General features: G+C 73.7%; 18 protein-coding genes and 1 pseudogene. 10 read left to right on the forward strand and 9 right to left on the reverse strand.

Translation table 11 applies throughout. The features are described from left to right. Positions 1-404: 404 nt before the first annotated feature. The gene (gene ndgR / locus IE312_RS11905) at positions 405-1121 is read right to left on the reverse strand and encodes an IclR family transcriptional regulator NdgR (RefSeq protein WP_009320373.1); all 717 of its coding nucleotides are present in this window, start codon (positions 1119-1121) and stop codon (positions 405-407) included. Between the two features lie 208 nt (positions 1122-1329). On the opposite strand from ndgR, the gene leuC reads away from it, so the two are divergent. The 4 genes from leuC to IE312_RS11925 all read left to right on the forward strand — a co-directional run bounded on the left by leuC (position 1330) and on the right by IE312_RS11925 (position 4656). Continuing rightward, the gene (gene leuC, locus IE312_RS11910) at positions 1330-2754 is read left to right on the forward strand and encodes a 3-isopropylmalate dehydratase large subunit (protein ID WP_189981002.1); all 1425 of its coding nucleotides are present in this window, start codon (positions 1330-1332) and stop codon (positions 2752-2754) included. A gap of 6 nt (positions 2755-2760) precedes the next feature. Next, on the forward strand, positions 2761-3354 hold the full coding sequence (gene leuD / locus IE312_RS11915) for a 3-isopropylmalate dehydratase small subunit (RefSeq protein ID WP_189981003.1): 594 nt from the start codon (positions 2761-2763) through the stop codon (positions 3352-3354). Positions 3355-3617: 263 nt separating this feature from the next. Continuing rightward, the gene (locus IE312_RS11920; protein ID WP_189981005.1) at positions 3618-3848 is read left to right on the forward strand and encodes an SCO5555 family protein; all 231 of its coding nucleotides are present in this window, start codon (positions 3618-3620) and stop codon (positions 3846-3848) included. Between the two features lie 136 nt (positions 3849-3984). After that, complete coding sequence (locus IE312_RS11925; RefSeq protein WP_189981007.1) at positions 3985-4656, forward strand: HU family DNA-binding protein; 672 nt, start codon at positions 3985-3987, stop codon at positions 4654-4656. A gap of 69 nt (positions 4657-4725) precedes the next feature. Here IE312_RS11925 and IE312_RS39655 read toward each other — a convergent pair whose 3' ends face one another. Next, entirely contained in the window at positions 4726-4932 is a 207-nt protein-coding gene (locus tag IE312_RS39655; RefSeq protein WP_229899584.1) for a hypothetical protein, read from the reverse strand. A gap of 5 nt (positions 4933-4937) precedes the next feature. After that, on the reverse strand, positions 4938-5645 hold the full coding sequence (cofC, locus tag IE312_RS11930; protein WP_229899586.1) for a 2-phospho-L-lactate guanylyltransferase: 708 nt from the start codon (positions 5643-5645) through the stop codon (positions 4938-4940). 153 nt (positions 5646-5798) lie between these two features. Between cofC and IE312_RS11935 the strand changes: the two genes are divergently transcribed. The 3 genes from IE312_RS11935 to IE312_RS11945 all read left to right on the forward strand — a co-directional run bounded on the left by IE312_RS11935 (position 5799) and on the right by IE312_RS11945 (position 8879). Continuing rightward, positions 5799-6587 carry a lysophospholipid acyltransferase family protein gene (locus IE312_RS11935; RefSeq protein ID WP_189981009.1) on the forward strand — a complete coding sequence of 263 codons (789 nt, stop codon included), beginning with the start codon at positions 5799-5801 and terminating at the stop codon, positions 6585-6587. Continuing rightward, entirely contained in the window at positions 6584-7594 is a 1011-nt protein-coding gene (locus IE312_RS11940) for an NAD(P)H-dependent glycerol-3-phosphate dehydrogenase (RefSeq protein ID WP_189981011.1), read from the forward strand. Before IE312_RS11935 ends, IE312_RS11940 begins: the two co-directional genes overlap by 4 nt. Before the next feature lie 127 nt (positions 7595-7721). Next, the gene (locus IE312_RS11945) at positions 7722-8879 is read left to right on the forward strand and encodes a D-alanine--D-alanine ligase family protein (RefSeq protein ID WP_189981013.1); all 1158 of its coding nucleotides are present in this window, start codon (positions 7722-7724) and stop codon (positions 8877-8879) included. Positions 8880-8891: 12 nt separating this feature from the next. On the opposite strand, the gene IE312_RS11950 is transcribed toward IE312_RS11945, so the two are convergent. Continuing rightward, positions 8892-9413: a DUF3515 domain-containing protein gene (locus IE312_RS11950; RefSeq protein ID WP_189981015.1), complete on the reverse strand. Its 522-nt coding sequence runs from the start codon at positions 9411-9413 to the stop codon at positions 8892-8894. A 20-nt stretch (positions 9414-9433) separates the two neighbouring features. Next, positions 9434-9667 carry an Lrp/AsnC family transcriptional regulator gene (locus IE312_RS11955; RefSeq protein WP_189981017.1) on the reverse strand — a complete coding sequence of 78 codons (234 nt, stop codon included), beginning with the start codon at positions 9665-9667 and terminating at the stop codon, positions 9434-9436. 204 nt (positions 9668-9871) lie between these two features. Between IE312_RS11955 and IE312_RS11960 the strand changes: the two genes are divergently transcribed. Further along, positions 9872-10837, forward strand: a complete 966-nt coding sequence (locus IE312_RS11960) for a thiamine-phosphate kinase (RefSeq protein WP_030649164.1) — start codon at positions 9872-9874, stop codon at positions 10835-10837. Then, on the forward strand, positions 10834-11628 hold the full coding sequence (gene thiD / locus IE312_RS11965; RefSeq protein WP_189981019.1) for a bifunctional hydroxymethylpyrimidine kinase/phosphomethylpyrimidine kinase: 795 nt from the start codon (positions 10834-10836) through the stop codon (positions 11626-11628). Before IE312_RS11960 ends, thiD begins: the two co-directional genes overlap by 4 nt. A gap of 4 nt (positions 11629-11632) precedes the next feature. Here thiD and IE312_RS11970 read toward each other — a convergent pair whose 3' ends face one another. The 3 genes from IE312_RS11970 to rpmB all read right to left on the reverse strand — a co-directional run bounded on the left by IE312_RS11970 (position 11633) and on the right by rpmB (position 16196). Continuing rightward, complete coding sequence (locus IE312_RS11970) at positions 11633-12835, reverse strand: FAD-dependent monooxygenase (protein ID WP_189981021.1); 1203 nt, start codon at positions 12833-12835, stop codon at positions 11633-11635. Between the two features lie 35 nt (positions 12836-12870). Beyond that, on the reverse strand, positions 12871-15897 hold the full coding sequence (locus tag IE312_RS11975) for an AfsR/SARP family transcriptional regulator (protein WP_189981023.1): 3027 nt from the start codon (positions 15895-15897) through the stop codon (positions 12871-12873). A gap of 113 nt (positions 15898-16010) precedes the next feature. Beyond that, a complete protein-coding gene (rpmB, locus tag IE312_RS11980) occupies positions 16011-16196 on the reverse strand; it encodes a 50S ribosomal protein L28 (protein ID WP_003993230.1) in 186 nt (61 codons plus the stop codon). 257 nt (positions 16197-16453) lie between these two features. On the opposite strand from rpmB, the gene IE312_RS11985 reads away from it, so the two are divergent. Next, positions 16454-18166: a DAK2 domain-containing protein gene (locus IE312_RS11985; protein WP_189981025.1), complete on the forward strand. Its 1713-nt coding sequence runs from the start codon at positions 16454-16456 to the stop codon at positions 18164-18166. Between the two features lie 129 nt (positions 18167-18295). Here the strand turns inward: IE312_RS11985 and IE312_RS39660 are convergent. Further along, positions 18296-18871 (reverse strand): annotated as a pseudogene (locus IE312_RS39660) (tetratricopeptide repeat protein); the annotation flags it as partial.

Raw genomic sequence — 18871 nt, forward strand, 5'->3', positions numbered from 1 at the left:
ACGGTGCCGCGGCCAGAGGCTGTTCAGCCCGTTGAGGGGCCCGGTTCAGCGTGCCGCGGTCGTGAGGCCGGTCCGGCCGGTCGGCAAGGAGCCGCCGCGAGGCGCTGCGGTGGCGCGGCCCCGGGGGGCGATTCGGTCCGTGGGACGGGGTGGCCGTGCGGCGGTGCGGTGCTGGGGCCGGGGGCCTGTCCAGTCCGTCGGGGCTCGCGGTTCAGCGTGCCGCGGCCGTGAAGCTGGTCCGGTCGGTCGGCAAGGAGCCGCCGTGCGGCGGTACCGTCCGCGGCTCGGAGGCTGATCCAAGCCACCGGGAACGGGCGTCGCAGGGCGGTGTCGCCCGCGTTCCCGGGGAGGATCCGCCGCGGCGTTGAGGCGGGTCCTTCCCCGGGCGCGGTCTTCGCGTGTGTTCAGCCCGAGCGGCGCAGGGCCTCCGACAGGCGGGCCGCCGCGTCGATGACCGCCTGGGCGTGCATGCGGCCCGGGTGGCGGGTCAGGCGCTCGATGGGGCCGGAGACGGAGACGGCGGCCACCACGCGGTTGGAGGGGCCGCGCACGGGCGCGGAGACGGACGCCACGCCCGGCTCCCGCTCGCCGATGGACTGGGCCCAGCCGCGCCGCCGTACGCCCGACAGGGCCGTCGCCGTGAAGCGGGCGCCCTGCAGGCCCCGGTGCAGGCGCTCGGGCTCCTCCCAGGCCATGAGGATCTGCGCCGAGGAGCCGGCCTTCATGGTCAGCGTGGAGCCGACCGGGACGGTGTCCCGCAGGCCGGACAGCCGTTCCGCCGCGGCCACGCAGATCCGCATGTCGCCCTGGCGACGGTAGAGCTGCGCGCTCTCGCCGGTGACATCACGGAGGTGGGTGAGCACGGGGCCCGCCGTCGCGAGCAGGCGGTCCTCGCCCGCCGCCGCCGCGAGCTCCGCGAGGCGCGGGCCGAGGATGAAACGGCCCTGCATGTCGCGTGCCACCATGCGGTGGTGTTCCAGGGCCACGGCCAGGCGGTGAGCCGTGGGTCGAGCCAGTCCGGTGGCCCCGACCAGACCCGCGAGGGTGGCCGGACCGGACTCCAGAGCGCTCAGGACGAGGGCCGCCTTGTCCAGAACGCCGACGCCGCTACTGTTGTCCATGCAACGATACTCACGTCTCACTCTGTGAAACGCAAGTTCAATTTTCCGTGGAACGCGCCACCCTGGAATCAGACAACGGCCCGCAGACCGACGGGCCTGGCGGTGGACGCCCGGAATCACGACGTCCAGGGGGCCCCGAGAAGGGCAGCCACCGCTCCCCAAGATCTCTAGTTGGGTCGGTGGACGTTTGCCGGCCGGAGGGAAAGCGATGGGTAGGACACTCGCGGAGAAGGTCTGGGACGACCACGTCGTCCGGCGCGCCGAGGGCGAGCCCGACCTCCTCTACATCGATCTGCACCTGCTGCACGAGGTGACCAGCCCCCAGGCCTTCGACGGTCTGCGCAAGAGCGGCCGTACCGTGCGTCGCCTCGACCTCACCATCGCCACCGAGGACCACAACACCCCGACCCTCGACATCGACAAGCCCATCGCGGACCCGGTCTCGCGGGCCCAGCTGGAGACCCTGCGCAAGAACTGCGCCGAGTTCGGGGTGCGGCTGCACCCGCTGGGCGACGTCGAGCAGGGCGTCGTGCACGTCGTCGGCCCGCAGCTGGGCCTGACCCAGCCCGGCACCACCGTCGTCTGCGGCGACTCGCACACCTCCACGCACGGCGCCTTCGGCGCGCTGGCGTTCGGCATCGGCACCTCCCAGGTCGAGCACGTGCTGGCCACCCAGACGCTGCCTCTGGCCCGTCCGAAGACCATGGCGATCACGGTCGAGGGCGAGCTGCCCGACGGCGTCACCGCCAAGGACCTGATCCTGGCGATCATCGCGAAGATCGGCACCGGCGGCGGCCAGGGCTACATCCTGGAATACCGCGGCTCCGCCATCGAGAAGCTCTCGATGGAGGCCCGGATGACCATCTGCAACATGTCGATCGAGGCCGGCGCCCGCGCGGGCATGATCGCCCCCGACGAGACCACCTTCGCCTACCTCAAGGGCCGCCCCCACGCCCCCGAGGGCGCCGACTGGGACGCCGCGGTCGCGTACTGGAAGACCCTGAGGACCGACGAGGACGCCGTCTTCGACGCCGAGGTGGTCATCGACGCCGCCGAGCTGTCGCCGTTCGTCACCTGGGGCACCAACCCGGGCCAGGGCGCACCGCTTTCGGCGAACGTCCCCGACCCGGCTTCGTACGAAGACGCTTCGGAGCGCTTCGCCGCCGAAAAGGCCCTGGAGTACATGGGGTTGGAGGCCGGCCAGCCGCTGCGCTCCATCGAGGTGGACACCGTCTTCGTAGGCTCCTGCACCAACGGGCGCATCGAGGACCTGCGTGCCGCCGCCGACCTGCTGCGGGGCCGCAAAGTCGCCGACGGCGTACGGATGCTGGTCGTCCCGGGCTCCGCGCGCGTGGGCCTGCAGGCCGTCTCCGAGGGCCTGGACGTGGTCTTCAAGGAGGCCGGCGCCGAATGGCGGCACGCGGGCTGCTCGATGTGCCTGGGGATGAACCCGGACCAGCTGGCGCCGGGGGAGCGCTCCGCCTCCACCTCCAACCGCAACTTCGAGGGCCGGCAGGGCAAGGGCGGCCGCACCCACCTGGTGTCGCCGCAGGTCGCGGCGGCCACCGCCGTCCTGGGCCATCTGGCCTCGCCCGCCGACCTGACCGACGCCCCCGCGCCCGCTGGAGTCTGAGAAATCATGGAAGCCTTCACCACCCACACCGGCCGGGCCGTCCCGCTGCGCCGCAGCAACGTCGACACCGACCAGATCATCCCTGCTCACTGGCTCAAGAAGGTCACCCGGGACGGCTTCGAGGACGGCCTGTTCGAGGCCTGGCGCAAGGACCCGGAGTTCGTTCTCAACCGCCCCGAGCGGCAGGGGGCGACCGTCCTGGTCGCCGGCCCCGACTTCGGCACCGGATCCTCCCGCGAGCACGCCGTCTGGGCGCTGCAGAACTACGGCTTCAAGGCCGTGATCTCCTCCCGCTTCGCCGACATCTTCCGCGGCAACTCGCTGAAGAACGGCCTGCTCACGGTCGTGCTGGAGCAGCGGACCGTGGACGCGCTGTGGGAGCTCACGGAACAGGATTCCACTGCTGAGGTCACTGTGGACCTTGAGGCGCGTGAGGTGCGCGCGGCCGGCGTCACCGCCTCCTTCGAGCTGGACGAGAACTCCCGCTGGCGGCTGCTGAACGGCCTGGACGACATCTCCATCACGCTCCAGAACGAGGCGGACATCGCCGTGTACGAGGCGGAGCGCCCCGCCCACAAGCCGCGGACGCTCCAGGCCTGATCCGGAGCCCTGGCCGGGTCGCATTTCGGCCACCCCGACCTCCTCGCCGTACCCCCGGTCGCCACGATCGGGGGTACGGCCATGTCTGCACCCGAACGGCCCTGCGGCTTTGCCCAGCTCAGCCCAACTGCCCGTGTTAAAAAGGTCGTTGTCCGGGTACGCGAGTGCTGTGTCCGCGTCCACCGCAAGTGCCTGGAAGGCCATTTGAGGCGGCAGTTGCCCCTGCGCAGGCGACAACTCGCCCCAGATGGCACAATCTGTGCATGGAACACGACGGCCAACTCCAGCTCTACGCGGCGGTCGCGAACCAACTCAAGGAAGCGCACGCAAAAGTGCGCGCACTGCAAGTCCCGGAGGGCGTACGGATGGCGCTGACCCGGAAGCTGCTGGTCATTACGGCCGCGGCCAAGCACGATCTCGCCGACGCGGCAAGGCGGCTCGATCGGTTCACGGCGGACCTCGACGAGGGCCGGATCCCCGGAGAGGACTGCTGAACCGTGCGGGACGGCCGAGTCCGTTGCGGCACAAGGGTGATAAGCCCGTTTCGTGTTTGATTTGCGGTATATATCTGCCTAACGTGCGAAAAAGCTTGAACACTTTCGTTCTGGCGAAGTCTCCGAAGGGGAAGACGTGAACAAGGCGCAGCTCGTGGAAGCGATTGCCGACAAGGTGGGTGGCCGCCAGCAGGCCGCCGACGCCGTCGATCATGTCCTGGACGCCATCGTCCGCGCGGTCGTCGCGGGCGAACGGGTCTCGGTCACCGGCTTCGGGTCCTTCGAGAAGGTGGACCGCCCCGCCCGCTACGCCCGCAACCCCCAGACGGGCGAGCGGGTTCGGGTCAAGAAGACCTCCGTGCCGCGCTTCCGCGCCGGCCAGGGCTTCAAGGACCTGGTGAGCGGCTCGAAGAAGCTGCCGCGCGGTGGCGAGGTCTCCGTGAAGAAGGCGCCCAAGGGCAGCCTGTCCGGCCCCCCGCCCACCATCGCCAAGGCCGCCGGCAAGAAGGCCGCCGCGAAGAAGACGGCCGGTGCGGCCAAGAAGACCACCACGGCCAAGAAGGCGACGCCCGCGAAGAAGACCACCACGGCGACCGCCAAGAAGACCACGGCGAAGAAGGCGCCCGCCGCGAAGAAGACCACCACGGCGACCGCCAAGACCGCCGCGACGAAGACCGCCGCCAAGAAGACCACCACGGCGAAGAAGGCCCCGGCGAAGAAGGTGACCGCCAAGAAGGCCCCGGCGAAGAAGTCGACGGCCCGCAAGACCACCGCCAAGAAGACCACCGCCCGCAAGGCGACGTCGTAGGACCGCCAGGGCACTCACGCGCCGGGCCGGACTCCCCTGGGGAGCCCGGCCCGCGGTGTGTGCAGGGGGTCAGAAGGTCTGCAGGGTGACGAGGGTGATCCGCAGGGCGTCGTCGCCCCCGCCCTCCGTCTCGATCCGCACGCGCTGCCCGGGACGCAGCAGCCGGAGGTCACCCGCGTCGAAGGCGGCGCGGTCGAACGGCACCGGGGTGCCGTCGTCGAGGAGCACCTGCCCGCTGCGGGTCTCCGGGTCGTAGGTGAACGCGGTGGCTTGCATGGCCGTCAGCGTAGTGGCTCCGGCCGCCGGCCGCCGGGGCCGCACCTCACCGCCGGACGCGGTCCCGCCCCGGCCGGTCCGGCACCCACCGGCAGGGCCGCCGAGACCGCCGCCGTGTACGGCCCCACACCGAGGGCCAGCGCCGCGCGCAGGTCCGGCCCGGTGTCCACGTCCTGCCGTACCGAATCGACCCCCGCGAGCGTGAGTTCCGCCGCGCCGGACGCCCGGTGCCGCATACGGGAATCCGCGCCGAACGCCGGACGCAATGCGCGGTCGCCGCCTGCCGCCAGCAAAGTCGTACCCACCCCGGCCGCGTCCGCCAGAAATGCCCGGGGGAATTCCGCGGCCGCATTCAGCACCCGGGACAGTTCCGCGGCGCGCAGGGCCGGCAGATCGGCGTTCAGGGCCGCGACCGGGGCGCCGGGGCGGATGTCCCGCACGACGGCCGCGCCGTGCGCCAGGGCGGCGTTCAGGCCGCTGCCGGGGGCGTCGGGGACGATCTGCGCGCCCAGCGCCGCCAGCTCCCGGCCGGCCCGCTCGTCGTCCGTGACGACCGCCACATCCGACACCGCCGGGCAGGCCAGGGCCGCGGCCACCGTGTCCTGCGCGAACGCCAGCACCAGCGCCGGACGCACCCCGTCGTCCGCGGTGTCGGCGAGCCTGCTCTTGGCGCGCGTCAGGGGTTTCAGGGGGATGACCAAGGTCCACTGCACCGGCGTACCGTCCCTCTCTCGTCCCGCACATTGTCCCCCGGGCCATCCGGCGCCGCGGGGTGCGGGGCGTACGGTGTTCTCGACAGACCGGCGGCCCGGGGCCAGACTTGTGCGGCCCCCGCCGGGGTGGCAGCCCTAGAGGAAGGTGTCCTTGTGTCCCGCCGCAGAATCGGCTTCTGGTACCGCTTCGCCGCGGTGATCTGCAAACCGCCGCTGGTGGTTCTGATCAAGCGGGACTGGCGTGGAATGGAGCACATTCCGGCCGAGGGCGGATTTATCACCGCGGTGAACCACAATTCTCACCTGGACCCCTTCGCTTACGCGCACTATCAGTACAACACCGGGCGGGTCCCGCGATTCCTGGCGAAGAGCGGGCTTTTCAAGAAGGGATTCGTCGGGGCCGCCATGCGCGGCACCGGGCAGATCCCCGTCTACCGCGAGTCCACGGACGCCCTGAGCGCGTTCCGCGCCGCCATCGACGCCGTCGAGCGCGGCGAGTGCGTGGCCTTCTACCCCGAGGGCACCCTCACCCGCGACCCGGACGGCTGGCCCATGACCGGCAAGACCGGCGCCGCCCGCGTCGCCCTGCAGACCAAGTGCCCGGTCATCCCGGTCGCCCAGTGGGGCGCCAACGAACTGCTCCCGCCGTACGCCAAGAAGCCGAGCCTCTTCCCGCGCAAGACGCACCGCGTACTGGCGGGCCCGCCCGTGGACCTCTCGGCCTTCTATGGCAAGGAGATGACCCCGGAGGTGCTGAAGGAGGCCACCGAGGTCATCATGGCGGCCATCACCCGCCAGCTGGAGCAGATCCGCGGCGAGAAGGCGCCCGAGACGCCGTACGACCCGCGCCGTGAGCGGATCGAGCAGCGCCGCCGCACCCAGGCGCAGGCGCAGACGCAGACGCAGACGCAGGCCAGGCAAGCGGAAGGGCAGAGCAAGTGAGCAAGCCTGTGCGGGCGGCCGTCATGGGCACCGGTTCGTGGGGCACCGCCTTCGGGATGGTCCTCGCCGACGCCGGCTGCGACGTGACCCTGTGGGCCCGCCGCCCGGAGCTGGCCGAGGCGGTCAACTCCACCCGGACCAACCCCGACTACCTGCCCGGCGTGGAACTCCCGGAGAACCTGCGCGCCACCGCCGACGCGGCCGAGGCCCTCGCGGACGCGGACTTCACCGTGCTCGCGATCCCCTCCCAGACCCTGCGCGCCAACCTCGCCGCATGGTCACCGCTGCTCGCCCCGGACACCGTCCTGGTCTCCCTGATGAAGGGCGTCGAGCTGGGCTCCACCATGCGGATGAGCGAGGTCGTCGAGGACGTCGTCAAGGTCGGCGCCGACCGGATCGCGGTCGTCACCGGGCCGAACCTGGCCCGCGAGATCGCCGCCCGCATGCCCGCCCTCGCCGTCGTGGCCTGCACCGACGAGCGGGTCGCCCAGCGGCTCCAGGCCGCCTGCCACACGCCGTACTTCCGGCCGTACACCAACACCGACGTGGTCGGCTGCGAACTCGCCGGCGCGGTCAAGAACGTCATCGGGCTCGCGGTCGGCATCGCCGACGGCATGGGGCTCGGGGACAATGCCAAGGGCTCGCTCATCACGCGCGGCCTCGCCGAGACCACCCGGCTCGGCCTGGCCATGGGCGCCGACCCGCTGACCTTCTCCGGACTCGCCGGCCTGGGCGACCTGGTGGCCACCTGCTCCTCGCCGCTGTCCCGGAACCACACCTTCGGCACCAACCTGGGCAAGGGCATGACCCTGGAGGAGACCATCGCGGTCACCCGGCAGACCGCCGAGGGCGTCAAGTCCTGCGAGTCGGTGCTGGATCTGGCCCGCCGGCACGGCGTCGACATGCCCATCACCGAGACGGTCGTCAGCATCGTGCACGAGGGCAAGTCGCCGGTCGTCGCGCTCAAGGAGCTGATGGCGCGCAGCGCCAAGCCGGAACGCCGCTGACCGCACCCCCGGGCGGCCCCCTCCCGGGCCGCCCGGGCGACGCTGTGCGACCGTCCGCGCGACGCTGAGCGACCGCGGGGGAGCGCGCGCTGACTTGGCCGCTGCCTCCGGGTACTCTCAACGCGATATGAGCACCGAGAACCTTCCCCAGAGCCCTGAGCAGCCGTCGCGCAAGCCGCGCGTGGCCGTCGTGTTCGGCGGGCGCAGCTCCGAACACGGGATCTCCGTGGTCACCGCGGGCGCCGTCCTCAAGGCCATCGACCGGACCAAGTACGACGTCCTGCCGATCGGCATCACCTCGGACGGGCGCTGGGCGCTGACGGCCGACGAGCCGGAGCGGATGGCCATCACCGACCGCCGTACCCCCAGCGTGGCCGAGCTGGCGGAGTCGCACGAGGGCGGCGTGGTGCTCCCCGTCGACCCCGCGAACCGCGAGGTCGTCTACAGCGAGCCGGGCTCCGTGCCCAAGGCGCTGGGCGAGGTCGACGTGGTGTTCCCGGTGCTGCACGGCCCCTACGGCGAGGACGGCACCCTGCAGGGTCTGCTGGAGCTGTCCGGGGTGCCGTACGTCGGCTCGGGCGTGCTCGCCTCGGCCGTCGGCCAGGACAAGGAGTACATGAAGCGGGTGTTCACCTCCTTCGGGCTCAAGGTGGGCCCGTACCTGGTGATCCGGCCCCGCGAGTGGGCGCAGGACCAGTCCGCCGCCCGCAAGCGGATCATCGACTTCGCGGGTGAGCACGGCTGGCCGCTGTTCGTGAAGCCCGCGCGCGCCGGCTCCTCCATCGGCATCACCAAGGTCGACGACCTGTCCGGCCTGGACGAGGCGATCGCCGAGGCGCAGTCCCACGACCCGAAGATCCTGATCGAGGCGGCCCTGCGGGGCCGTGAGATCGAGTGCGGCGTCCTGGAGTTCGAGGACGGCCCGCGCGCCTCCGTCCCGGCGGAGATCCCGCCGCCGGACGCGCACGCGTACTACGACTTCGAGGCCAAGTACATCGACTCCACGCCCGGCGTCGTCCCCGCCCCGCTCACCCCGGAGCAGACCGCCGAGGTGCAGGGGCTCGCGGTCGAGGCGTTCGAGGCGGCCTCCTGCGAGGGCCTGGTCCGCGCGGACTTCTTCCTCACCGAGGACGACGAGTTCGTGATCAACGAGATCAACACCATGCCCGGCTTCACGCCGATCTCGATGTACCCGAAGATGTGGGAGGCCAGCGGGATCGCCTACCCCGAGCTGGTCGACCGCCTGGTGCAGGCGGCGCTGCGCCGCTCCACCGGGCTGCGCTGAGCCCGCCGCGGGTCAGTACCGCATGGAGGCGAGCCCCTTGGGGATCGCCTTCTTGACGGCCGCCGCCAGGTCCATCAGCACCTGGGCGCTGTCGTCGGGCCCGGACAGCTTCTTCGGCAGGGTCACCTGCACGTAAGCGCGCCGCTTGGACGTGGTGAACCGCCACGTCCCGTCGTCCTCCTTCTCCATCAGCCACTCCACCCCGTTGACCCCGCCGGCGACCGCGTCCGGGTCCTCGCCGAGAGCCACCTTGGGGTCCACCATCTTCGGCGGCCGGACGATGCCGCAGCGCAGTATGATCGCCGGGTTTCCCCAGCCCGCCGTGTAGGCGGACCGGGGTTCGGGGTCCTGGCGGCGCCGTCCGTCCACCGTGCGCGGCAGCACCTTGTCCAGGTCCCGGCAGAAGGGGGCGGTCCTCGCGTCGGGGGTGGGGGCCGTCACGGTGTCGCTGTCGTCTGCCGTGGAGCAGCCCGCGACCAGGACGAGCAGGGCGGGCGCGAGCAGGCCGAGCGGCCGGTGACGGAAGAAGTTCACCGGCCCAGCGTAGACGGGGGCTACAGATGCACGACCGGACAGGTCAGGGTGCGCGTGATGCCGTCCACCTGCTGGACCTTGGCGACCACCATGCGGCCGAGTTCGTCCACGGTGTCGGCCTGGGCCCGCACGATGACGTCGTACGGACCCGTCACGTCCTCGGCCTGCAGCACTCCAGGAATCTTGGCGATCGTCTCGGCGACGGTCGACGCCTTGCCGACCTCCGTCTGGATCAGGATGTACGCCTGTACCACGGAACCTCCAGGGCGGCCACGAGGATCATGTGGGGAAAAGGAACGCCACGGTATCGCGTCGCCGCTCCCCGCGGGGAGACCCGGGGGAACCGGGCTTGCGCGCCAGGGTGCAGGCACGACAGGAGTTGACGGTCATCTCGACCGTATCGGGGACACTGGGGACGCGCGACCGGGCAGGGCACGGCAGGGAAGGGGCTTGAGGCAATGAAGGGCACAGTGGGTGAGCTAGGTGAGTTCGGGCTCATCAGGGAGCTGACCTCCCGACTCACCACCACCCCGGCGGTCCGGGTCGGCCCCGGCGACGACGCCGCGGTGGTCGCCGCCCCCGACCGCCGGGTGGTGGCGAGCACCGACATCCTGCTGGAGGGCCGGCACTTCCGCCGCGACTGGTCCACGGCCTACGACGTCGGCCGCAAGGCCGCCGCGCAGAACCTCGCCGACATCGCCGCGATGGGCGCCGTGCCGACCGCCCTGCTGCTGGGCCTGGTCGTCCCGGCCGAGCTGCCGGTCACCTGGCCGACCGAGCTGATGGACGGCCTGCGCGACGAGTGCCAGGTCGCCGGCGCCTCCGTGGTCGGCGGGGACGTCGTACGCGGCGACACGATCATGGTCTCGATCACCGCGCTCGGCGACCTGCGCAACCAGGAGCCCGTCACGCGCGCGGGCGCCCAGCCCGGCGACCTCGTGGCCGTCACCGGCTGGCTCGGCTGGTCCGCGGCCGGCTACGCGGTGCTCGCCCGCGGCTTCCGCTCGCCGCGCGCCTTCGTGGAGGCCCACCGGCGCCCCGAGCCGCCGTACCACGCCGGCCCGGCCGCCGCCGCGCTCGGCGCCACCGCGATGTGCGACGTCAGCGACGGCCTGATCGCCGACCTCGGGCACATCGCCGAGGCCAGCAAGGTCCGCATCGACATCCGCTCCGGCGCCATCGACATCCCGACGCAGATGAACGACATCGGCCAGGCCGTCGGCGTGGACCCGCTGCAGTGGGTGCTGACCGGGGGAGAGGACCACGCGATCGTGGCGACCTTCCCGCCGGACGCCAAGCTCCCGGCCCGCTGGAAGGTCATCGGCGAGGTCCTCAACCCCTCCGCGCTGCCCCAGGTCACCGTCGACGGCGCGCCCTGGACCAGCAAGGGCGGCTGGGACCACTTCGGGGACATCGAGTCGTGATCCCCCGGGTGCTCACCGTGGCCGGCTCGGACTCCGGCGGCGGCGCCGGCGTCCAGGCCGACCTGAAGACGATGCTCGCGCTCGGCGTGCACGGCATGAGCGTGCTCACCGCGGTGACCGCGCAGAACTCCACGGGCGTCCAGGGCGCCTGGGAGCTGCCCGTGGCGGCGGTCCGGGCCCAGTACCGCAGCGTCGTGGACGACATCGGCGTCCAGGCGGTGAAGACCGGCATGCTGGCCTCCGCCGAACTGGTCGAGGCGGTCGCCGAGTTGCTCTCCGGCTCGGACGCGCCGGCCGTCGTGGACCCGGTCGGCGTCTCCAAGCACGGCGACCCGCTGCTGGCCGCCTCCGCCCTGGACTCCGTACGCACGAAGCTGCTGCCGGTGGCGACCGTGGCCACCCCGAACCTCGACGAGGTCGCCCAACTCACCGGCGTCCGGGTCCGCTCCGCGGACGACCTGCGGCGGGCCGCCGGGGCCGTGCTGGAGTTCGGGCCGCGATGGGTGCTGATCAAGGGCGGACACCTCACGGGCGACGCCGTGGACCTGCTCACCGACGGCTCCGAGGAACACCGTCTGTGGGCCCCCCGCCACGACAACCGGCACACCCACGGCACCGGCTGCACCCTCGCCTCGGCGATCGCCTGCGGCCTGGCCCGGGGGCGGACCGTGCCGGAGGCGGTCACCGCGGCCAAGGAGTACGTCACCGGGGCGATCGCCGCCGGGTTCGCCCTCGGTGCCGGGATCGGGCCCGTGGACCACGGGTGGGCGCTGCGGCGGGACGCCCGCTGAGGGCTCAGGCGGGATACTCCGGCAACTCGATGGCGGTCGCCGCCTTCTCCGTCAGCCGCTTGAAGAACCCGGCCAGCGGCCTCGACGCGAGCAGCCGGTACATCCGGTCCCGGCTGCGGATGCGCCGCTCGGTGGGCGGGGCGAAGAACGGCCCCGCGTTCCCGGAAACCTTCTGGCAGCCCTTGGCGAAGTCCCGGATCCGGTGCTCGTAGGCGGCCAGCGCGACCCGGTGGTCGCCGCCCGCCAGGGCCAGCTCACCGGCGAGGACGTAGGCGCCGACGATCGCCACGCCCGTGCCCATGCCGCCCATCGTCGCCCCGTACCCGGCGTCCCCGAGCAGCGCCACCCGCCCCCGGGTGAGGCGTTCGACGTGGATCTGCGCGATGGCGTCGAAGTACAGGTCGTCCGTCTCCGCAAGGCCCGCGAGCACGGCCGGCGTCTCCCAGCCCATCCCGGCGAACCGCTCGGCGAGGATCCGCTTCTGCGCCGCGACGTCCCGGCGGTCGTAGGCCAGCCGCTCGGAGCGGAACACCAGCAGCGCGCCGGCCCGCTCCGGATCACCGTCGTAGTTGCTGAGGCCCACACAGCGGCCGGGCTCGCTGTAGAGGCGGCCGGTGCGGTCCAGGCCCAGGTGGTTGGGAACGGTGAAGCCGGCCACGTAGTGGCCCAGGAAGCGCAGATGCCGGGACTCCTCGCCGAAGACCAGGCGACGGGTGTTCGAGTGCAGGCCGTCGGCGCCGACGACCAGGTCGAAGCGGCGGGGCGCGCCCCGCTCGAACGCGACTTCGACGCCCCCCGCGGTGTCGGTCAGCGTCGTGACGGAGTCGCCGAACACGTACTCCACCGAGTCCTTCGTGCGTTCGTACATGAGCTGGGCCAGGTCGCCGCGGAAGATCTCCACGTCGCCGCTCATCATCTCCGTGGGCAGCTCCACGCGCGGGGTGCCGTCGGCGGCGACGACGCTCTGCGCGCCCATGTACGTCTGACGGGCGTGGACCTCGTCCCAGATGCCCATCGCGGTGAGCACCCTGCGGTGCACGTGGCCCCGGAAGTCGACGGCGAAGCCGCCGGCGCGCAGGGCGGGCGCCTTCTCGACGACCGTGACCCGGGCGCCCCGGCGGGCCAGGTTCAGGGCGAGGGCGGGCCCGGCGACGCTGGCGCCGGAGATCAGGACGGACAGGTGGCCGAGGTGGTGTGTCTTCGTCATGCCGGCCACTGTCCGGGGCCGCGCTTACCGCGCGCCTACCGTTCGCTGACCACCGCCGACCGCAGGCCGCGGCCCCGCTCGTAGGCAGTGGCGTAGGCCTCCGCGGACAGGCACGCGCGCGTGTGCTCCGTCGTCCGGGCGACGTCCGGGTCGCCGGGCAGGGGCGCGCCGCGCAGGCCGGCGGCGGCGCCCAGGAGTTCGGCCGCCCGCTCCGGGCGCGGTGCGAGGGCCGCGAGGGCGTCGGCGAGATCGGCGAGCAGGAGCGCGTCGGGCGACTCCAGGGCCTGCGCGCGGGCCTGCGCGAGCCAGTCCCGGGCGGCGTCCAGGTCGCCCTCGGCGGCGGCCGTACGGCCCAGCCCGACCAGGATCCGCACCGTCTCGCCGACGCTGAACCAGGTGGCCGCACACGCCTCCAGGGCGCTCTCGTAGTGCACGCGCGCGCGTGCCGTGTCCCCGGCCAGCCGGGACACGTCCCCGAGCCCGCGCAGCGCACCGGCCACCTTGTCGCCCGCCCCGGCGGAACGGGCCAGCTCCCCGGAGTGCGTGAAGTGCGCGGCGGCCTCCTCCGGCGCCCCCTGGGCCAGCAGCACCACCGCCCGCGTCCGCAGCAGGTCGGCGGTCTCCTCCGGCGCGTCCAGCTCCCGGACGTGGACCAGGCCCTCGTCCAGCAGGGCCAGCGCCCGCGGGTACGCGCCGCGGCCGTACGCGAAACCGGCGAGCGGATCGAGGCAGTTGGCCATGCCCCAGCGGTCGCCCGTGGCCCGGAAACCCTCCCACGCGCGCGTGAAGCCGGCCTCCGCGTCGGCGGCCCGCCCCGCGAACAGCGCCTGGTAGGCAAGGCCCACGTCCAGCAGGGCCCGCCCCCACGGGTCCTCGCCCAGCTGCACCCGCACACGCTCGTCCACGCTCAGCTGGGGGCCGCCCGTGAGGGACCAGAGGATCACCGTGAACGGCAGCCGCAGCGGACGGTCGAGCGAGGGCATGAGCGCGGCCACGCGTGCGATCAGACCGGCGTCCTCCGGGTCGTCGCCCCGCCCGGAGACGGCGTTCATCAGGCACAGCGCGTACTCCTCGGCGAGCCCGGGCGGCGGCCCGGCGCCGACCGCCGCGAGCAGTGCCCGGGCGCCCGGCACACGGTCCGCGTGCAGTCCGCGCAGCCGCCGGTACCAGGTCAGCGCGGCCGTCAGCCGCAGCGCGTCCCGCGGTTCCGTCCGCGTCAGGTACCGCAGCGCCGCGTCCAGATTCCCCTGTTCGTCCGCCAGCCGGCGCAGCCACCGCACCTGGTCCGCGCCGCGCAGCAACGGCTCCGCCTCCTCGGCCAGCCGCAGGAAGTGGGCGGCGTGCGCCGCGTGCAGGTCCGGGGGGCTCGGCTGCCGGCGGCCGGTGAGCGACTCCGCCGCGAAGGCGCGGATGGTCTCCAGCAAGCGGTAACGGCCGTCGGCGACCTCCACGAAGGACTTCTCCACCAGGGACGCCAGCAGGTCCTCCGGGTACGGCACCCCGCACACGGCGGCGACGGCGTCCAGCGTCGCACCGCCCGCGAAGACGGTCAGCCTGCCCGCCAGGTCCCGTTCCCCGGCGTCCAGCAGCTCCCAGCTCCACTCCACCACCGCGCGCAGGGTGCGGTGCCGGGGCGCCTTGACGCGGTCCCCGCGCGCGAGCACCCGGAACCGGTCGTGCAGCCGGTCCGCCAGCTCGTCCACGGAGAGCGTGCGCAGCCGGGCCGCGGCCAGCTCGATCGCCAGCGGCAGTCCGTCCAGCGTCCGGCAGATCTCCGGTACGCGCGCGTGGCCGTCGAAATCGGGCCGTACCGCCCGCGCCCGGTCCAGCAGCAGCCGTACGGCCGGCTCCTCGGGCAGCGGTGGCACCGGCACCAGCACCTCGCCGGTGACGCCCAGCGACTCCCGGCTGGTCGCCAGCACCCGCACCCCCGGACAGGCGCCCAGGAGCAGCGCGGCCGTCCGCGCGGCGGCGTCGACGAGGTGCTCGCAGTTGTCGAGCACCAGCAGCACCTCACGGTCCGCCAGCACGGCCAGCAGCCGGTCCAGGGCGTCCGTGGCCGGGCTGCGGAACCCGTCCCGCACGCCGAGCGCCGCCAGCACGGCGGACGGGATCAGGCCGCCGTCGGCGAGCGGCGCCAGCTCGACCAGACAGCCCTCCGTACCGGTGCGGGCCCGGGCCGCCTCCAGCGCGAGCCGGGTCTTGCCCACGCCCCCGGGGCCGGTCAGCGTCACCAGCCGGGACCCGGCCAGTGCCCGGCCGATCCGGGCCAGCTCCGCCTCGCGGCCCACGAAGCGGGTGAGCTGGGCCGGGAGCCGGGGCCGGGCCGGTGCACCGGTGCCGTCCCGGAGCAGCCGGACGTGGAGCGCGGACAGCTCGGCCGACGGATCGGCGCCCAGCTCGTCGGCGAGCGTGCGCCGGGCCTCCTCGAACACCGCGAGCGCCTCCGCGGGCCGCCCGGCCGCGTGCAGGGCCCGCATCAGCTGCCCGTACAGCCGCTCGTCCAACGGCCGCTCGCGCAGCAGCTCCCGCAGCTCGGGCACCAGCTCCGGCCCGCCCCCGGTGCCCAGCTCGGCCTCGATCCGGTCCCGTACGGCGGCCAGCCGCTGCTCGTCCAGCCGGGCCCGGTCGGCGTGCGCGTCCGGCAGTCCGGGCAGCGCGGGACCGCGCCACAGCGCGAGGGCGTCCCGCAGCAGGGCCGCCGCGCGCGGGTGGTCGCCGGCCGCCAGCGCCGTACGGCCCTCGGCGGCCAGGCGCGCGAAACGGTGGGTGTCGACCGCGTCCGGGTCGACGGTGAGGGTATAGCCGGCGGGAACGGCTTCGACCCGGGCGTGCGGCGCGAGCCGGCGGCGCAGGCGGGAGATCTGCGACTGGAGCGCACCCAGGGCTCCGGAGGGCGGTTCGGCGCCGTAGAGGCCGTCCAGGAGGCGCTCCACGGAGACCGGGCGGCCGGCGTCGAGCAGCAGCAGGGTGAGCAGGGCGCGGGGCCGGGGGCCGCCGGGGTCGACGGGGGTGCCGTCGTCGGTGCGGATCTGTGTCGGGCCCAGGATGCCGAAGCGCATTCCGTGGATTGTGGCAGGTACGGCTCAGTGGCACGGCAAAAAGCCGGCCCACCCAGAGGGTGGACCGGCTTCGTGCAGCGAACCAGGCAGTGGCCGCGCGCTCAGCTGTAGCGTCAGCGCGAGACCTTGCCGGCCTTGATGCACGAGGTGCAAGCGTTCACGCGCTTCGGCGTCCCGCCGACCACGGTACGCACACGCTGGATGTTCGGGTTCCAGCGGCGGGACGTACGGCGGTGCGAGTGCGAGATGTTGTTGCCGAAGCCCGGCCCCTTGCCGCAGACGTCGCAGTTGGCAGCCACGGGTCACTCCAAAGACTTCAGATGCACTTACGGTTGATCCCGGCATGCCGGGATAGAGATCCTAAGACCTGAATCTGAGTGGCGCTGCCAGGGGGAATGGCCCGATCAGGATCGGGCAACCGGAGCAGCATACAACGACTGCGTCCGTACAGCGAAACTACCATGGCAGCTCAGGGCCCCGCCCCCGGCCCTCTTCCGGAATCCACCGGTCCGGGGTCTACGCTGCGTCCACGTCCGGCCGGTTCAGGGAGGCGCAGGTGGCGCAGGTGCCGCAGACATTCCTCGATGCTCTCGCGGTACGCACCTGGTGCGGTCTGGCGCTGCGGGCCCTGGGGCGGGCCCGTGAGGAGATCGACGCCATCAACGTCTACCCGGTGGCCGACGGCGACACCGGGACCAACCTCTACCTGACCCTGGAATCCGCGGCGACGGCCGTGGAGGCGGTGTTCGCCGGGTACGAGACCGGCCGCGCCGAGCCCGCCCTGGCGGACGCCGTGCGGGCCATGGCCCACGGCGCGCTCATCGGGGCCCGGGGCAACTCCGGGACCATCCTCGCGCAGCTGCTGCGCGGGATGGCACAGGTCCTCGCGGAGGCCGGTGACGCCCCTCACACCGACGGCCCTGCGCTGCGGCTGGCCCTGCGCCGGGCCGCCGACTCCGCCCGGCGGGCCGTCGCCCACCCCGTCGAGGGCACGGTGCTGACGGTCGCCTCGGCCGCCGCCGACGCCGCCGAGGGGGCCGAGGGCGACTGCGGGACGGTCGCGCGGGCCGCCTACGAGGGCGCGCGGACGGCCCTGGCGGCGACCCCGGGCCAGCTGGCCGTGCTGGGCCGGGCCGGCGTGGTCGACGCCGGCGGCCGGGGACTGGTGGCGGTGCTGGGCGCGCTGGTGGAGGCGTGCACCGGGGAGGCGGTCCGCGAGATCCCGCGGGCCCCGGCAGGTGCTCTCCCGCGGACGGCGGGGGACGGTTCCGACGGGCCCGCGCACGCAGCGGCCGAGGAGGCCGCGCAGGACGGCCCCGAAGGCGTCCCGTGCGCGGAGGGGGCCGACGGGCCCGCGTTCGAAGTGATCTACCTGCTGGAGGCCGACGACGCGGCCGTGTCCCGGCTGCGCGCGCGGCTCGACGCCCTCGGGGACTCCCTGGTGGTGGTCGGCGGCGACGGCCTGTGGAACGTCCACGTGCACGTCGACGACGCCGGCGCCGCCGTGGAGGCCGGTGTGGAGGCCGGGCGGCCCTACCGGATCCGGATCACCCACTTCGGGCTCGGCGACGTGCACACCGGCCGGGAGCGTCCGCCGCGCGCGCGGGCCCAGCGCGCGGTCGTCGCCGTCGTACCGGGCGAGGGGCTGGCCGGGCTGTACGCCGAGGCGGGCGCGACCACCGTGCTCGCACGCCCCGGGGAGCCGCCCGCCAGCGGGGAACTGGTCCAGGCGGTACGGCGCGCCCACGCGCGCGAGGTCGTCCTGCTGCCCAACGACGCAGAGCTGCGCCACACGGCCGCCGCCGCGGCCGAGCAGGCCCGTGCCGAGGGTGTCCGGGTGGCCCTGATCCCGACCCGCTCGGCGGTCCAGGGCATCGCCGCGCTCGCGGTGCACGAGCCGGAGCGCCGGTTCGACGAGGACGTCGTCCAGATGACCTCGGCGGCGGGCGCCACCCGGTACGCCGAGGTCGTCGTCGCCGAGCACGAGTCGTGGACGTCGGCCGGCGTCTGCCAGGCCGGGGACGTGCTCGGCCTGATCGACGGGGACGTGGCGGTGATCGGGACGGACGTCACCGCCACCGCCCGCACCCTGCTGGACCGCATGCTCCAGGCCGGCGGCGAGCTGGTCACGCTCGTCGTGGGCGACGAGGCGCCGCAGACCGTCGCCGCACACCTGGAGACCCACGTACGCGAGGCCTACCTGGCCGTGGACACGACGGCGTACCGCGGCGGCCGCCAGGGCACCCTGCTCCTCATCGGCGTGGAGTGACCCGCCCGACCCGTCCGACCTGCCCGACCCACCCGAGCCACCCGACCTGCCCGAGCCACCCGACCCGCCTGGCGGCCCGGCGCCTCCGGCTCGGCATGGCGGGGCCGAGCCGGTGCGGGGCCGGGGGCGTCAGCTCCGTTCCGGCTGGTCCGGTGCCGTTCCCTCCCGGGCCGCCTCCAGCATCTGGGCCGCCTCCTCCCGGCGGGCCCGGACGGTGTCGTCGGTGCCGTCGGCACCCTCGTAGGCCGCGAGGACCGCACGCGCGCGTGCCGCCGCCCGGGCCGGGCGGCCGAGGTCCGCCTCCAGCCAGCCCGCGCCCAGTTCGGCGCCGGTACGGCTGTGCAGCCCGGCGTCGCCGAGCCCGGCGAACACCGCCACCGCCCGGCTCATCTGTTCCAGCGCCGCCTCGAACACGGCCCGGATCGCCGCGTCCTCGGCCTCCTCGGACGCCGAGCGGGCGAGCAGCTCCGCGAACTGCTTGCGGGTGCCGCCGAGTTCCACGGCCAGCTCCTCCCGGTCCGCCCCGTCCGCCGTCGCCAGCGCCGCCTCGCACTCGCGGACCGCCTCCGCCATCAGCGCACGGGCGTGCGCCGCCCCCGCCTCCCCGCCCAGCGCCAGCCAGGCCCGGGCGCGCAGCGAGCGGACCAGGAACGGCGCGTTCCCGAGCGCCCGCCACAGGTCACCCGCGCGCGCGTAGGCCCGGTC

This window comes from Streptomyces capoamus, from assembly GCF_014654935.1.
GTDB lineage: Bacteria > Actinomycetota > Actinomycetes > Streptomycetales > Streptomycetaceae > Streptomyces > Streptomyces capoamus.

Bases quoted from the DNA above. Each gene is read 5' to 3' on its own strand.
- ndgR (WP_009320373.1), bottom strand. From the start codon at position 1,121: ATGGACAACAGTAGCGGCGTCGGCGTTCTGGACAAGGCGGCCCTCGTC.
- IE312_RS11975 (WP_189981023.1), bottom strand. From the start codon at position 15,897: ATGCGCTTCGGCATCCTGGGCCCGACACAGATCCGCACCGACGACGGC.
- IE312_RS11920 (WP_189981005.1), top strand. From the start codon at position 3,618: ATGGAACACGACGGCCAACTCCAGCTCTACGCGGCGGTCGCGAACCAA.
- IE312_RS11970 (WP_189981021.1), bottom strand. From the start codon at position 12,835: ATGACGAAGACACACCACCTCGGCCACCTGTCCGTCCTGATCTCCGGC.
- IE312_RS11945 (WP_189981013.1), top strand. From the start codon at position 7,722: ATGAGCACCGAGAACCTTCCCCAGAGCCCTGAGCAGCCGTCGCGCAAG.
- leuC (WP_189981002.1), top strand. From the start codon at position 1,330: ATGGGTAGGACACTCGCGGAGAAGGTCTGGGACGACCACGTCGTCCGG.
- leuD (WP_189981003.1), top strand. From the start codon at position 2,761: ATGGAAGCCTTCACCACCCACACCGGCCGGGCCGTCCCGCTGCGCCGC.
- IE312_RS39655 (WP_229899584.1), bottom strand. From the start codon at position 4,932: ATGCAAGCCACCGCGTTCACCTACGACCCGGAGACCCGCAGCGGGCAG.
- IE312_RS11960 (WP_030649164.1), top strand. From the start codon at position 9,872: ATGAAGGGCACAGTGGGTGAGCTAGGTGAGTTCGGGCTCATCAGGGAG.